General features: G+C 47.7%; 14 protein-coding genes and 1 other annotated feature. Of the genes, 11 read left to right on the top strand and 3 right to left on the bottom strand.

Features of this window, described 5'->3' with window-relative positions; translation table 11 throughout:
• Positions 1 to 411: 411 nt before the first annotated feature.
• Entirely contained in the window at positions 412 to 849 is a 438-nt protein-coding gene (locus AF331_RS08820) for an Lrp/AsnC family transcriptional regulator (RefSeq protein WP_053427684.1), read from the bottom strand.
• A 121-nt stretch (positions 850 to 970) separates the two neighbouring features.
• Between AF331_RS08820 and AF331_RS08815 the strand changes: the two genes are divergently transcribed.
• From AF331_RS08815 to cydC, 7 genes are all read left to right on the top strand, one after another.
• Complete coding sequence (locus AF331_RS08815) at positions 971 to 1,387, top strand: carboxymuconolactone decarboxylase family protein (RefSeq protein WP_053427683.1); 417 nt, start codon at positions 971 to 973, stop codon at positions 1,385 to 1,387.
• Positions 1,388 to 1,434: 47 nt separating this feature from the next.
• Positions 1,435 to 1,640: a binding site (T-box leader), on the top strand.
• Between the two features lie 57 nt (positions 1,641 to 1,697).
• Positions 1,698 to 2,939, top strand: coding sequence for a tyrosine--tRNA ligase (tyrS, locus tag AF331_RS08810; protein ID WP_053427682.1), 1,242 nt, complete (start codon positions 1,698 to 1,700; stop codon positions 2,937 to 2,939).
• Entirely contained in the window at positions 2,936 to 3,736 is an 801-nt protein-coding gene (locus AF331_RS08805; protein WP_053427681.1) for a MerR family transcriptional regulator, read from the top strand. Before tyrS ends, AF331_RS08805 begins: the two co-directional genes overlap by 4 nt.
• 71 nt (positions 3,737 to 3,807) lie before the next feature.
• A complete protein-coding gene (locus AF331_RS08800) occupies positions 3,808 to 5,010 on the top strand; it encodes a multidrug effflux MFS transporter (RefSeq protein WP_152915559.1) in 1,203 nt (400 codons plus the stop codon).
• A gap of 136 nt (positions 5,011 to 5,146) precedes the next feature.
• A complete protein-coding gene (locus tag AF331_RS08795; protein WP_235576339.1) occupies positions 5,147 to 5,671 on the top strand; it encodes a DinB family protein in 525 nt (174 codons plus the stop codon).
• Between the two features lie 233 nt (positions 5,672 to 5,904).
• Positions 5,905 to 7,590: a thiol reductant ABC exporter subunit CydD gene (gene cydD / locus AF331_RS08790; protein ID WP_235576338.1), complete on the top strand. Its 1,686-nt coding sequence runs from the start codon at positions 5,905 to 5,907 to the stop codon at positions 7,588 to 7,590.
• A complete protein-coding gene (cydC, locus tag AF331_RS08785) occupies positions 7,587 to 9,290 on the top strand; it encodes a thiol reductant ABC exporter subunit CydC (RefSeq protein WP_053427678.1) in 1,704 nt (567 codons plus the stop codon). The genes cydD and cydC overlap by 4 nt, the downstream gene beginning before the upstream one ends.
• A 101-nt stretch (positions 9,291 to 9,391) precedes the next feature.
• Here cydC and AF331_RS08780 read toward each other — a convergent pair whose 3' ends face one another.
• Positions 9,392 to 10,003, bottom strand: coding sequence for a nitroreductase family protein (locus AF331_RS08780; protein WP_053427677.1), 612 nt, complete (start codon positions 10,001 to 10,003; stop codon positions 9,392 to 9,394).
• A gap of 304 nt (positions 10,004 to 10,307) precedes the next feature.
• Between AF331_RS08780 and AF331_RS08775 the strand changes: the two genes are divergently transcribed.
• From AF331_RS08775 to AF331_RS08760, 4 genes are all read left to right on the top strand, one after another.
• Complete coding sequence (locus tag AF331_RS08775) at positions 10,308 to 11,261, top strand: LacI family DNA-binding transcriptional regulator (RefSeq protein ID WP_053427676.1); 954 nt, start codon at positions 10,308 to 10,310, stop codon at positions 11,259 to 11,261.
• A 66-nt stretch (positions 11,262 to 11,327) separates the two neighbouring features.
• Positions 11,328 to 11,525, top strand: coding sequence for a hypothetical protein (locus AF331_RS08770; protein WP_053427675.1), 198 nt, complete (start codon positions 11,328 to 11,330; stop codon positions 11,523 to 11,525).
• Positions 11,526 to 11,591: 66 nt separating this feature from the next.
• Positions 11,592 to 12,515 (top strand): ATP-grasp domain-containing protein, encoded by a 924-nt coding sequence (locus AF331_RS08765; RefSeq protein WP_053427674.1) that lies wholly within the window; start codon positions 11,592 to 11,594, stop codon positions 12,513 to 12,515.
• A gap of 113 nt (positions 12,516 to 12,628) precedes the next feature.
• Positions 12,629 to 13,876, top strand: a complete 1,248-nt coding sequence (locus tag AF331_RS08760; RefSeq protein ID WP_053427673.1) for an ATP-binding protein — start codon at positions 12,629 to 12,631, stop codon at positions 13,874 to 13,876.
• A gap of 29 nt (positions 13,877 to 13,905) precedes the next feature.
• Here the strand turns inward: AF331_RS08760 and AF331_RS08755 are convergent, their stop codons facing one another.
• Positions 13,906 to 14,529, bottom strand: coding sequence for an HAD-IA family hydrolase (locus AF331_RS08755; RefSeq protein ID WP_053427672.1), 624 nt, complete (start codon positions 14,527 to 14,529; stop codon positions 13,906 to 13,908).
• Positions 14,530 to 14,731: the final 202 nt, after the last annotated feature.

Genomic DNA, 14,731 nt, shown 5'->3' with positions numbered 1-14,731 from the left:
TCGTGCCTGCGGGGTCTCGATCATCCCTCTATTCCCATCGGAGTCGTCCGGCCTCCGCTGCACTGCACTTTTGGTGATAGGGAAAACGTTATTTATGTACATCTTATTGTTTGTNCCTCCTCGTGCCTGCGGGGTCTCGATCATCCCTCTATTCCCATCGGAGTCGTCCGGCCTCCGCTGCACTGCACTTTTGGTGATAGGGAAAACGTTATTTATGTACATTTCTCCTTATTGTTTGTGGGTGTGAGTGCGGGAGTGCCATTCATTAAAGCCGTTTTTCACTTGGATTTGGGGTTCCGTACGGTTATGTTTGTCCAGCACATTCGAGTTATCATCACTCTGCTGAATGGGCTCGATTAGATGCAGCGTTAATAGTATCTCCAAGTGTTGGGTATCCATGTAGCTGCTTCTTTAATTTGTGAAAAGGGTATGGGTTTCGACTTCTGAGAAGATGAAATGGGTGACGGTGTGGGCAAAGGGATTGATGTGGTCTATGAAGGCTTCTGCTTCAGCGAATGTTGCAAAGTGGAGCTTGAGCATGAAACAGGCTTGCCCAGCGATCCGGTAGCAGAAGTCCACGTTTGGGAACTCAGCGATTTTTTTCTTGAAACCTTTGTAGTCCCCGTTTTTTACGGTAGCTTCGATGATGCATTGAATGTCGTTGCCGAGTTTTCCATGGTTGATCTTCGTAGTATAGGACTCGATGACACCGTGGGATTCCATCTGCTTTACCCTTTCGGAGACCGATGGAGAGGAGAGGTTGATTCGCCTTCCGAGCTCACTCATGGAAAGCCTGCTGTCCTGCATCAGTTCTTTTAAAATTTTCCTGTCGATATCGTCGATTTTCATATAGAATGATCTCCTTTTGATTTGGGTTAAATTCTTAAACCTGAATCACTAATTGCTTTTAGAATTGAATGTAAAATAGTGAATGAGATTGATATGATTATTCTATAAGGAGGAGATGGAAATGACAAGGATTGCTTCAGCTGCAATTGGCGCAACACCGTTCATGCGTTTGCTTGGACATCACGAAGAAGTAATGGAACGATGGGGGCAGCTCTCAGAAACATTGGAGGGGGACGGTCACTTGACGAAAGAACTAAAAGAACAAGTGAGAAGGGTATTGGCATTCCAAAATGGATGCTTATACTGTCAGGCAAAGGGCAGGCCGGATCCTGACGTGTATGATGAAAAAACAGCAGTGGCCGTCGGTTTTGCGGAAGTTTTCGGGGTACAGGGAAGCAACGTTCAGGATGGTCTGTTCAATGTGCTGAAGGAATCGTTCAGTGATGAGGAAATCTCAGAGCTTATTGCCTTCATCAGTTTCACCTCTGCTTCCCAGACATTTGGAGCCCTCATGGATCTTCATCCGGAAGAAAATTAAATTGCAAATATTTTGCGAATCTGGTATGATCAGTTCAATTTAACACATGTAAAGCGATGAGAGGAAATCCAGTAGCGACGATCTCCATGTTTAAGAGAGCCGGTGGGTGGTGCGAACCGGTACAAAGGTCGGGTGAATTACAATCCTTGAGCGTCCCTGCATTCGTGGGGAACGGACGAACCGTTATTCGATTGAGTGGAAGAATCATTGTCTTCAAGAAGGGTGGTACCGCGTGAGCAATCACGTCCCTTTTTGAAGGCAATTTTTTTATTTTTTCATGTGTTAGAAATGATTAAGGGAGGTAACGTCAATGCAAAAGCTGACAGATCAACAAGAACAAGAAGTACAGGAGCAGCTGGCTCTCTACCGGCAGGGTGTGCAGGAGATCATCCCTCTCAAAGAACTTGAAAGTAAAATCAGGACATCCGTCATTGAAAATAGACCCTTGAAAATCAAACTGGGGCTTGACCCATCTGCACCTGACGTCCATCTGGGGCATACGGTCGTTTTGAATAAGCTTCGCCAGTTCCAGGAGCACGGCCATATCATCCAGCTGATCATCGGTGACTTTACGGGGAAGATAGGGGATCCAACGGGAAAATCCGTTGCCCGTAAGCAGCTGACCGAAGATGAGGTGAAACATAATGCTCAAACCTACTTTGAACAATTCTCTAAAGTCCTGGACATGGATAGAGTGGAGCTTCACTATAATTCCAAATGGTTGGGCGAGATGAAAATGGAAGATGTCATTGGACTGGCGGGGAAAATCACAGTTGCCAGATTGATGGAGCGCGATGACTTCGAGGCGAGGATCAAGGAAGGCAAACCGATCTCCCTTCATGAATTCTTCTACCCGTTGATGCAGGGTTTCGACTCTGTACAGCTGGAATGCGATATCGAGCTTGGCGGGACGGATCAGCATTTCAACGTGCTCATGGGTCGACATTTCCAGGAGAAATACAATAAGGAAAAGCAGGTTGTCATTCTTATGCCTCTTCTAGAAGGACTGGATGGAGTGGATAAGATGTCAAAATCGAAACATAACTACATCGGAATCGATGAGAGACCTGAGGAAATGTTCGGAAAGACGATGTCATTACCCGATCACCTTATGATGAAGTACTTTGAACTCATCACTGATCTTCCCCTTGAAAAGATCAGTGAAATCAATGCTTCGTTGGCTGCAGGGCAAATGCACCCCCGTGATGCCAAGATGCTCCTAGGAAGGACGATCGTCAGGATGTACCATGGATTCGGAGCAAGTGAGCGGGCACAAGAGCAGTTCATCTCTGTTTTCCAAAAAGGAAGTATGCCTGATGAGATTCCAGAGCTGCAGTGGAACGGTAGTGAAGAGGTCAACATCCTCGAGCTGCTCGTCAACGTCAATCTCCTTCCTTCCAAAAGTGAAGCGAGGAAGATGATCAAGAATAATGGCGTAAAGATTGATGGCACCAAGGTGGAAGATCCAAACCTTATTGTGAGGGTCCAGGAGGGGATGACTGTGCAGGTCGGCAAGAGGAAATTCATTAAACTCCTGGTCGATGGGGAATGAAGAATCAGTTTACCATCGGACAAATGTCCAAGCTTTATGATATACCTGTGAAAACCCTGAGGTATTATGATGAAATCGGGCTATTCACTCCGTTTCATACCGATAGTGAAACGGGTTATCGGTATTACCGTGCCGAGCAGTTCCAGCAACTCGATATGATCAGCTTTTTGAAAGGCTTGGGTGTCCCTTTGAAGGAAATCAAGCAAAAGATGGAGCACAGTACGCTGGATCAGTTTCTGCATACCCTGGAAAAATACGAGGAAACCACAAGAAGAAAAATGGATGAGTTACAAACGACTCATCGGCATCTCTCGCAAAAAATTCAGCAGCTTCAGCTTGCGAAGACAATGGAACGTGGGCCTATGCTCTCCTCTCTGCCAAAGAGAAGCATCTGGAAAGAAGAACGTTCATTTTCTTCCCTTGATGACATGGAAGTGCTCTTAAGGGAAATCAAGAAAACCGTCAATCATATGACGCCCATCATGGTCGGTTCCGTCGGGTTGTTTGTATCACCTGATAACATGAGCCGTGAAGAAGGGTTTATCTATGACGGGCTGTATATTCTTCTTGAAGAAGAATCAGGATACGACATCCTTCCGGAAGGAACATATGCCACAGTCTATTCCCTCGAGGATCGCAGGAGGGATTCCTTCTATTATAAAATGCTCGTGGACTTTGTATCAAGACTGGGAATGGAAACGGAGGGACCTCTCTATACAAGACAGATTGTCGATTCCTTCATCTCCCACATGAAGGACGAAAGATTGACAGAGTATCAGATCAAAGTTCGTGATTGATTCCTATTGACCCTCCTGTTACTGGAGGGTTTAAAATGATGATGGCTATACAACGTAAAGGAGAGTCATCCATGAAGGAATTAGCACAGACGCAATCAAAAACGTATTTATTCATTTTCATCGTGATCATGGGGTGCCTCAGTGCATTCGGGCCACTGACGATCGATATGTACCTTCCGGGTCTGCCTACTCTTGCCTCTGATCTTGGTACGAACGCCTCCACTGCTCAGCTTAGTCTGACTGCCTGCCTGATCGGACTTGCCGCAGGGCAGCTTATCGTAGGTCCTTATTCGGATATGGTGGGAAGGAAAAAGCCGCTGATTGTGGCATTGATCCTCTTCACCATTTCATCGGTTTTGTGCATGTTCACAGGTTCAATCTGGGGACTTATTGTTCTCCGTTTCATTCAGGGTCTCACAGGTGCTGCCGGCATGGTCATTTCAAGGGCTGGCATGCGGGATCGCTTTTCCGGACAGGAATTGACGAAGTACTTTGCCATGCTGATGCTTGTCAATGGGTTGGCACCCATTGTAGCGCCAGTGGCCGGGGGGCAGCTTCTTCAATTCATGTCGTGGAGGGGGATCTTTGGTGTCCTTGCCCTTATCGGGGGAATCATGCTTCTCGCCGTCTGTTTCGGATTGAGTGAAACGCTACCGGAAGAAAGAAGGAAGACCGGGGGGATTTCAGGCGTTTTCAACACCTTCGGCCACTTGATCAGGAACCGGGTTTTCATGGGTTATGTCCTGGTACAAGGGTTCGCCATGAGTGCCATGTTCGCCTATATTTCAGGCTCCACCTTCGTCCTGCAGGATATTTATGGACTGTCTCCACAAATGTTCAGCCTGATCTTCGCCTTGAACGGCCTCGGTCTCATCATTGCAACCCAGGCAACCGGTAAACTCGCTCCCGTCTTCGGTGAAACATCTTTGCTGAGGTATGGCATCCTTCAAGGACTATCAGCGAGCGTGTTGCTCATTGTCAGCATCTCACTGGAGGCCTCGGTCGTATTCATCTGCATCTTCCTTTTCCTGACGGTATCCACTGTCGGAATCGTGAATACGACCGTATTTTCCCTTGCGATGAGTGATCAAGGAGATAACGCAGGGAGTGCTGCAGCCCTCCTTGGATTATTGCCATTCATTCTGGGTGGTGCAGCGGCACCCCTCGTCGGACTGGGTGACGGGGCTTCAGCGATTCCCATGGCTGTCGTCATTGCCATTTGTGAAGCTGTGGCTGTAGTATCCTACTTTATCATGGTAAGGAAAAAGGGTTGAACCCAAAAAGGGATTCAGAGCATATGCTCTGAATCCCTTTTGCTTATACCTTAAGTATATCATGCCTATATGGAAAATAGCAGTCTGTTTTTCCTGAAAAATCCTGTTAAAATGAGCAAGACAAGGGGGCATGACCGTGATTGATTATAGGATTACAAGGAAAGAAGGCTTTGATCATAAGATTGGTGCAATGATATCCATGTTGGAGCATACCAGGAGCGTGACGATGGAAGAAGTAAGTGGAATCAGCCGGGAAGAGCTTGAGTATATGGACGACCCCGGTGGCAATACCATCGCAAGCCTGCTCATGCATATTGCAGCAATTGAATTTGTCCATCAGATCATCTCTTTTGAAGAAAGGGAGCTGACCGAAGAAGAAGCTGACATATGGGGTAAGGCCCTTAACTTGGGGAATCCGGCCAATCTGCACTATCAGGGGTTGGAGGTGGATGAGTACCTTGAAGCGTTACAAAGGATTCGGAGTGTTACTGTCTCCTCTTTCTCTCAGCTTTCAGATCAATGGCTAGATGAAGAAAGAAGGTGGGGAAACGGGGTTTCCTATAACTTCTTTTATATCTGGTACCACGTGATGGAGGATGAAATCAATCATCGGGGACAGATACGTCTACTGAGAAGGAAGTATAGAGAGCGTTCAAACTAGTTGAAGACAATGGATCACAGGCGAGGTTCCTTGCGCGGTCGCAGTGCAGGGAACGTCTTTTCCCTCCTGCGTTCTTTGTCTTGAATTTGTCAAATTCAATTCAGTGAGAAGAAGGGTAAGTGATGGTATAATAGAGATAAAATAATTTGTGAAGTATTTCACTAACTTTCGGAACGGGAGTGAAATCATCTATGAAAGAATTACATTCAATTGTAAAAGCCAGCAGGTCATTCATGATGACTTTATATAGTTCTTCCATTCTTTTGGGTCTCGCCATTGTCGCTCAGGCGTACTTGATCGCGGGGATCGTTGACCGGGTTTTCCTGAAGGGAGACTCCTTGACAGAAGTATGGCCTCTATTGACAGCGCTGCTTTTGGCTTTCGCATCCAGGGCGATTTTCAGCTGGCTGAACGGCAGAACAGGGATCCGGCTTGCATCATCTGTGAAAGGGGAGGTCAGGAAAAAACTCTTGAACAAATGGGCTCATCAGCCCCTGACTGCTTCTGTCGGCAGTCAGGCGGGAAGGAAGGTATCCGTCCTGATGGAAGCGGTGGACGGGCTTGATGGCTACTATAGCAAGTATGTGCCACAGCGAATTGAGACAACGCTCGTCCCACTGATGATTTTGGTGGTCCTTTTCAAGGAACACTGGTTCACAGGACTGATCATCCTGATTACGGCTCCCTTCATCCCCATCTTCATGGCACTCATCGGGGTTAAAACGAAGGAAAAGTCAGAAGACCAGATGGAGAAGCTTGAATCATTCTCCGGTACATTTCTTGATGTCCTTCAAGGGTTGACGACATTGAAGCTATTCGGTAAAGGCAAGACGAAGAGCTCAGAGATCATGGAAAGCTCGCTGAACTTCCGCGAGTCCACGATGGAGGTGCTGAAGACTGCCTTCCTATCCTCATTGATGCTCGAATTCATCTCCATGCTGAGCATCGGCCTGATCGCCCTCGAAGTCGGTCTGCGTCTGATCGTGTTCGACAGCATCTCATTTTACACTGCATTTTTTGTACTCATCCTGGCACCGGAATTCTATCTTTCCATGAAGCAATTGGGGAGTGCCTTCCATACAGGAAGGGGAAGTTCAGGTTCCGTTAAAGCAGTGAAGGATGAGCTTGAACGGGATGACGGGGAGATCTTCTGGGGAGAGAGTCTCATTCATGCGGAGGATGGACCGCCCTCAATCGATCTGAAAGGGGTCAGTCACGCCTATTCACAAGGTGCTTTTCGTCTTAAGCCCATGTCTGTCCATATTGAACCATTCAGCAAGGTGGCCATCATCGGTGAAAGTGGATCCGGAAAAACGACCCTCCTGCATATCCTTTCAGGATTGATCGATCCAGCCGAGGGAGAAGTGATGGTGAATGGCCAATCTAGAAGACAGTTTACAGAACGTTCGTGGTTCGGGCTCATCGCATATATCTCGCAGAACCCATATATTTTTGCCGGGACGATTGAAGAGAACATGGCGGCCGGGTCCCAGCACACAGCAAAGGAACTGGAGGAGGCAGCTGGAAAAGCAGGGCTGACGGATCTGATCTCCAGTCTGAAGGAAGGATTCCAGACCGTGATCGGTGAAGGGGGCAGGGGACTGTCGGGTGGAGAGAAGCAACGGATCGCCCTTGCAAGGGCCTTTTTACGGAAGCCATCCATTGTCTTGCTTGATGAACCGACCACCGGACTCGACCTGAAGACAGAGTCGATTCTTCAACAGTCGATCCAGGAGCTATCCCGGTCTTCCACCATCGTCACGGTTGCCCATAGATTGCATACCATCCGCCATTCCGATCAGATCCTTGTATTGAAAGACGGAGCACTCATCGGAGAAGGTACCCACGAGGAATTGCTCAAAGATCTGCCTGCATACGAGCGCATGATTGCGGTACAAAAAGGAGTGAACATCATATGAGAGAGTTGACTGAGATCATTCGATTGACTGTAAAAGAGAAAAAAGATGTTGTTCTTTCTGCTGTCTTCGGTGCGGTGGCCGGTTTCACCTCCGTCGGGGTTTTCGCTTTGAGTGGATATATGATTTCACAAGCGGCACTTGAAGTGCCCCTTTATGTCCTGACCATCATGATTGCTTTAATGAAGCTGTTCGGCATCCTGAAGGCAGTGACAAGGTATGCAGAGCGCTACTATTCCCACCGGGCGACGTTCACGATCCTTGCCAACTTGAGGGCATCGATCTTTGACCGGTTGGAAACCATTGCGCCGACGATTTTTCAGCGGTACAAAAGCGGTGATCTCCTGGCTCGGATTGTGGGGGATGTAGAGAGCCTTCAAAACTTCTTCCTGAGGGTATTTTATCCACCCCTGGTCATGATGGTCGTTTTTATTGCCACGATTCTCTTCACTCTCTTTTATTCAGTAACGACAGGAGTATTGCTGATTGTGGGTGTACTGCTCACCGGTTTCTTGATTCCCTCCTTGGTCAGCCTGAAACAAAGGAAAATTGAATCGCGGGTGAGGGATAGCCGCAGTGAGCTATCGTCCGGTACTGCAGAATTTCTGTATGGCTTCAGGGAACTGAAGATCCATCAGCAATTATTCCATCAAGAAGAGACGCTTGGTGGTGCTTCTTCTATGTATGTGAAAGAACAGGAACGCGAAAGCCGTCACTCCTTATTCAGTCATACCATCAACCTGCTCGTTTCGCTGCTGATCACATGGCTGGTGTTGGTTCTCGGTGTGTATGCCGTCGGGGAAGGGAACCTAGATGGTGTCCTCCTTGCCATGCTCGTCATGATTTCACTGACTGTCTTTGATGAAGCGATACCGATGGCGACCCTTCCTTATCATTTAGAAGATTCGAGGAAGGCATCCAAGCGCCTTGGTGAAATTCAAGGTGGAGAGCTTAAGGGCCGAAGGAGTGAAGAGGCTCCCGATCATGCGCCCTCCTTTACGCTTGAAAAGGTGGGGTTCACCTTTGAGGGAGGGGGGAGGTCCTCGATCTCTGACGTCGATCTTTATATACCGGAAGGATCGAAGACGGCTGTCATCGGTGCATCGGGTTCCGGAAAATCGACTTTATTCAATCTGCTTCTAACTTTCTATTCACCTGATGAGGGACAGATTCTAATGGATTCCCGCCCCATTGATGCCTTCAAGCGGGAAAGCCTGTGGCAAAAAGCTGCCGTCATCCTTCAGGAAAACCACTTCTTTCATGGATCAATCAGAGATAATTTACTGATTGCCGGAAATTTCGGTGATGAAGAATTGCAAAGGGTCCTCTCAAAAGTGAAGCTTCCATTCAGGTTGGAGGACACCGTGACTGAAAAGGGCGGGAACCTGTCAGGAGGAGAAAAGCAGAGGATGGCCATTGCGCGGGCGATCTTGAAAGGCGGTCCGCTTTGGATCCTGGACGAGCCGACTTCTTCCATCGATCCCATGCTTGAAGCCGAACTGATGGGCGTTATCCGGAAAGAGTCGGAGAATAGTACGCTTCTTCTCATCAGTCATCGATTGACCGGGCTTGAAGAAATGGATCAAATTGTAGTGATGGAGGAAGGGAAGATCGTTGAAGTCGGCAACTATCAGGAGCTGATGGACCGTAAAGGGTATTTCTATCACATGAAGGAAATTGAAAAGAACGTGATTTTCCAATAGAAGCAACGGTGAAAGAAAGAAAAAATCCGAACGATCAGTCGATTTCCATGGAGGAATCGCAATCGTTCGGATTTTTTATGGTACGGTTTGCGCCTACATGATCACTCAGCCCACTGAATCAAATTCATAGGCTCAAGACGATCAGATTTTCTCGCTTCTTGGAGAGGCTTGCCGACAGTGATCAGCATGATTGGGATGTATCGTTGTGATACATTGAATTCTTTTGCGAGGGCTGCAGGATCGAATCCACCGATCGGACATGTATCCCAGCCTTTTGCCTTTGCCGTCAGCATTAGCTGCATCGCAGCAAGGGATGCATTACTGAACGCGGCATCACGTGCGTACCCGGGACGAGTATAAGCACCGTCAATCTGCCCTTTTAAAACGTCTTTGATTTCTTGTGTCATTTCCCCTTTGGCTACAGCCGGGTCGAATACTGGATCTACATTGCGGTTGGCTTCCAAGTCACCAAGGACAGCGATGACGGCAGAAGCATCAAGAACCTGTTGCTGGTTGAATGCAATCGGAAGAAGTCTCTTTTGAACCTCTTTAGAGTCGAAGACAAGGAAATTCCAGTGCTGCAGATTCCATGCAGATGGAGCTTTTCCCGTTGTTTCCAACAGATGTAGAAGTTCGTCACGGGGAATTTCTACTGTCGGGTCATATACTTTGACTGAGCGTCGCTCATCAATGATCTGAAAGAATGAATCCATGTTTATCCTCCTTGATGTATAGCATCTATAGTATGATAGAAAGCAATACTGCTACTATATCGAACAAACGCTCAGTTAGTCAAGATAAGGACTGCTACATGGATTTCCAAGAAGATGGCCCAATGTTCTTACGCTCCTCTTTATCTAGCGCGAAGTATGAGCAGCAAATGATGATAACGCATAAGAGTGGCAAATACAGGATTCCAAGCATGCAATCAGCTCCTTTTGAGTGGCGGTGAATTCAATGTATGTGATGAAACGCGTTTCAGAGCAAGTGTTTATTTTCATGAAAGGGTGAAAACCTTTGACCAATATTCGCAAAGTGGCCGAGACGGCCGGCGTATCTGTCTCTACCGTATCACGCGTGCTGAATGGGCATCCGTATGTAAGGGAAGACAAACGCCGAATCGTCCTTGAAACCATAAAAGCACTCAACTATACACAAAACGCCAATGCAGTCCATCTTTCAAGGGGGAAGACGAACAGCGTCGGCGTCGTTCTTCCGTATCTGAATCTTCCGTATTACGGAGAAATCCTTCAGGGTATTGCTGAAGAAGCCCTCAAAGCAGGCTATCATCTGCGCCTCTATCAGACGAATTATGATTCGCCTGCCGAACTTGATGCGTTTGCGGCACTGCGGATGAAGGAAGTAGACGGTTTGATCGTTGCATCAAGGACGAATGACCTTGAAGAATTGAAGGGCTTCATGGAGGGAGATCGTCCGATTGTTCTTTGTGAAAATCTCGAATCGGAGTCCCTCCGAAGCGTATATATCGATCACTATCAGGCGATGGGCAGGGCCCTTTCCTATCTTCAGGAAAAAGGCTACCGTAAGATCGGTCTATGCATCCACCGTTTAAGCGGTAAGAATAGCGAAGACAGGATGCGTGCCTTCCGGGAGTATCGGGGAATCGAGATAAGGAATGAATGGATCTTTACGGGTTGTTATCACATGGAGGACGGCTGCAGGGTCTTGCGTGAATGGATGAATCTCAAGGAGCGTCCGGAGACCCTCGTGGTCACGAGCGATCAAGTGGCGGCCGGTCTTCTCAGTGAGGCTGGGAGAAGGGGTGTTAGCATCCCTCAAGATCTCGCCCTCCTTTCATTTGATAATCATCCAATCAGCGAGCTTATGGGGATAACCTCGATTGAAGTTCCTTCCCGATCCCTGGGGAGAGAGGCGTTCCGGATGTTTCTGGAGGAAGGAAGGCATCGGTCCGTTTTACAAACGACTCTCTTTGAACGTGACACAGTTTAAAAGGAATGTGACCATAACCTATCCGATGCCATATGTTATAGATAGGACGCAAGAGGGGGGATGAACATGATGCGGGTGGTGAAGCTGCTTATGGAGCTCGTGTTGGTAGCTGTGGGCGTAGGGCTTGTGGTGACCATGCTTTCAACGGAAAGGACCCGGACGGAAGCTCCGAAGGCAGGAAGGGACATAACCCGATTTCCTGTTACCCGGTTTGGAATGAAAGTGTGGATGAGAAAATCGCGTGAATCAAGCATGGAACGTTAAATCCTACTTTATCGGTAGGATTTTCTATGTTACATTGAAGCTAATCGAAAAATTGAGGTGAAGGAAATGGGAAAGATACATATCATTCATGAAAACAGCGAATGGACAGATCATTTGATTAAGAGGATGGACGAGCTTGGATTGGACTATGAAGAGTGGTTCTTAGATAAGGGAATGGTTGATTTGACTACAGCCCCGCCTGAAGGGATCTTCTACAATCGCATCAGCGCTTCTTCCCACACGCGTGATCACCGCTATGCACCCGAACTGACGGAAAGTGTGCTTGCGTGGCTCGAGCTTCACGGACGCAAGGTGTTGAATGGAACGAGGGCCATCCGCCTTGAAGTCAGCAAGGTCAATCAGTACACGGCTTTGAAGAAAGCAGGGATTGCCGTCCCGGCTACCATTGCGGCGGTAGGAAAAGAGAACATTGTGGATGCCGCCCGCCGTCTGGGTGCTCCTTCCTTCATTACGAAACATAACAGGGCAGGGAAGGGCCTTGGCGTTCAGTTATTCCACTCCATAGAAGCATTGGAGAGCTATGTGGACAGTGCAGAGTTCGATGAGCCACTGGACGGGATCACGCTCATCCAGGAGTATATCAAGTCCCCGGACTCCAGCATCACACGCTGCGAATTCATTGGGGGAGAATTCATCTATGCAGTGAGGGTCGATACGTCCGAAGGCTTCGAATTATGTCCGGCCGATGCGTGCCGCATCGAGGATCTTGCCTGCCCGGTTGGGGAGAGGCCCAAATTTGAAATCATCAAGGACTTTGATGAAGACATCATCGACGCATATAAGGCTTTCCTGAAAGAGAATGAAATTGCCATTGCCGGTATTGAATTCATCCGTGATGGAGAAGGTAACGTCTATACGTATGATGTGAACACCAATACGAATTACAACCGTGATGCAGAAGAGAAGGAAGGGGTGTTCGGGATGCTCGAACTCGCCTCATACCTTGGCAGGGAGCTCCACCAATCATAAGGCGTCCATTTTTTTGATAGGGTCATATGATTCCATAATAGAGTAACCATGATGATGTGGTTGTGGTAAAATTCTCATATACGATACCATTTGAAAGGGAACAAGAGATTCATATGATTATCTTCAATCAAGACGTGGTCAATAATTTTTTCTATATCCTTCTGAGCATCTTCCTCGTCTTTTTTCTTGTAGAGAAGCGATTCATCCGGGGAATCTGTACGAAGATGATCACGTTCCTATCATTGAGCGGTGCGATGATCCTTTGCATGCTGTCACCGATCTATATGAAACCCTACTGCATACATGACCTCAGGATGATCCCATTCGTCCTCGGGATCATGTATGCCGGGCCATACATGGGCCTTGCCCTTTTTCTGTCCCTCCTGGCAGGGAGAACATTCATTTACCAGTGGAGCTGGACATCGTTTGTCATCTATGGACTGATTTATATCCTGACCGTTGCAGCATTGAAGCTTTTCCGATTCGATGCAATGAAAAGCCGGAAACGGATCTTTTTTTCTGTATGCCTGTTCACAATCCATTCCATCGCTGCAGCTTCCATTGCCACGGTGATGACGGAATTCAGGGTGGACGGGTCATACATCTTGAACTTTATCCTGTTGCCTTCAGTCGGGATGCTCTTTTTTACATACATTTGTGAGATCCTGGTCAAACAGGTACAAGTGAAGCATACTCTCATGAAGATTGAAAAGATGGAAGTCCTTTCGCAGCTTGCCGCCAGCATTTCACATGAGGTGAAAAATCCCCTGACCGTCATCAAGGGGTTCCTCCGCCTTCTGCATCAGGAGCATCTGTCGTCCGAGAAGAAGCTGGAATATTTAAGCATTGCTTCATCGGAACTTAACCGCGCGGAAGATATTATCAATGATTACCTTACTTTTGCCAAGCCTTATCCCGAAGTCATCGAAGAGATCTCCGTAGGTGCCCATCTGCAGAAGCTTATGGAAATCATCGGCCCCATGAGCCACCAGCATTCGGTGAAGATCGAAGCAGGAATAGAAGAGGCAGTCATCAAAGGGAATGCACGGACCTTTCAGCAGGCCTTCCTTAATCTCATGAAGAATGCCGTGGAGGCCATGCCGAAGGGGGGGACCCTGACAATCAGGACGGTGAGGGAGAGGGGACATGTATGCATTAGCATCTCTGATACAGGGGTGGGCATGACGAAATCTCAGAAACGGAGACTGGGTGAGCCCTACTTCTCCACAAAAGAGTCAGGCACCGGACTCGGTCTCCTCATTTCATATCGGATCATTGAAGCCATGAATGGGAAGATCGGTGTCACAAGTTCGGTGGGACAAGGTACAGAATTCAGGATCACGTTTCCGACAGCAGACTAAAAAAACGCCATCAGGCGTTTTTTTGTCTATCAGCCCCGTATGTTCAGTATGGGGCGAAGCTCTTGAATCTCACGGATGACGTAATCCGCTTGACTGTCGGATGACGGCTTGTCTGTAAACAGGCAGGCATCGATCCCAGCGTTCTTTCCTGCCATGATATCAAGGTCACGGTCGCCGATCATGATCGCTTTTTCAGGAGCGATGTCATGTTTGGATAGAAGGTGAAGGATGGCATCAGGACTTGGCTTTCGCTCGAATCCATGTTCTTCGGTGATGAAATCTGTAAAGAATTCAGCCAAACCGAATGTCTCAAGCATGGCGACAGCCGATTCCCCCCGGTGGGTGTAAAGGTAGTTATATCTACCGGTTCTCTGGATCTGCCCGCATAGATCGGCGATCCCGTCGAAGGGTTTTGCATCACGCTCCCTTGATTTACGTTCCGCATGGTAGTCATTCAGGAAGGCCTCGTCAAACCTGTGCAGCTCCTGATAATGCTGGATGGCCGTAGACATGGAGATGCGCATGAGGTCCATGATCTCTTCAAGTGGCTTGCTAATCCCATTTTTCTCTAAGGTGACCTTGAATGAATCGGCCATGACCGGATATGTATCGAATAAGGTACCGTCAAAATCCCACATGATATGTTGGTACATCTATTTTCCTCCTCCGCAATATGCGTTGATTCCAGCGTATCACAGTGCATCCCTTTCTTCCATAAAGTAGGCAAGGATCAGGCTGGGATTGAAAATAAGTATTGTGCCGGCATGAATGTTCTGATAATATATATTTCTGCTCCCAACGCCCTACATATATTTCCAGAGTCGGTTTGCAGAGAGTCGTTACCTCTGCAGCACC

The organism is Rossellomorea marisflavi (genome assembly GCF_001274775.1).
GTDB lineage: Bacteria > Bacillota > Bacilli > Bacillales > Bacillaceae_B > Rossellomorea > Rossellomorea marisflavi.
The sequence above is the reverse complement of the archived record's forward strand: the minus strand, read 5'-3'. Positions and strand labels throughout refer to the sequence as shown.

Bases quoted from the DNA above. Each gene is read 5' to 3' on its own strand.
- AF331_RS08820 (WP_053427684.1), bottom strand. From the start codon at position 849: ATGAAAATCGACGATATCGACAGGAAAATTTTAAAAGAACTGATGCAG.
- AF331_RS08815 (WP_053427683.1), top strand. From the start codon at position 971: ATGACAAGGATTGCTTCAGCTGCAATTGGCGCAACACCGTTCATGCGT.
- tyrS (WP_053427682.1), top strand. From the start codon at position 1,698: ATGCAAAAGCTGACAGATCAACAAGAACAAGAAGTACAGGAGCAGCTG.
- AF331_RS08805 (WP_053427681.1), top strand. From the start codon at position 2,936: ATGAAGAATCAGTTTACCATCGGACAAATGTCCAAGCTTTATGATATA.
- AF331_RS08800 (WP_152915559.1), top strand. From the start codon at position 3,808: ATGAAGGAATTAGCACAGACGCAATCAAAAACGTATTTATTCATTTTC.
- cydD (WP_235576338.1), top strand. From the start codon at position 5,905: ATGATGACTTTATATAGTTCTTCCATTCTTTTGGGTCTCGCCATTGTC.
- cydC (WP_053427678.1), top strand. From the start codon at position 7,587: ATGAGAGAGTTGACTGAGATCATTCGATTGACTGTAAAAGAGAAAAAA.
- AF331_RS08780 (WP_053427677.1), bottom strand. From the start codon at position 10,003: ATGGATTCATTCTTTCAGATCATTGATGAGCGACGCTCAGTCAAAGTA.
- AF331_RS08770 (WP_053427675.1), top strand. From the start codon at position 11,328: ATGATGCGGGTGGTGAAGCTGCTTATGGAGCTCGTGTTGGTAGCTGTG.
- AF331_RS08765 (WP_053427674.1), top strand. From the start codon at position 11,592: ATGGGAAAGATACATATCATTCATGAAAACAGCGAATGGACAGATCAT.
- AF331_RS08760 (WP_053427673.1), top strand. From the start codon at position 12,629: ATGATTATCTTCAATCAAGACGTGGTCAATAATTTTTTCTATATCCTT.
- AF331_RS08755 (WP_053427672.1), bottom strand. From the start codon at position 14,529: ATGTACCAACATATCATGTGGGATTTTGACGGTACCTTATTCGATACA.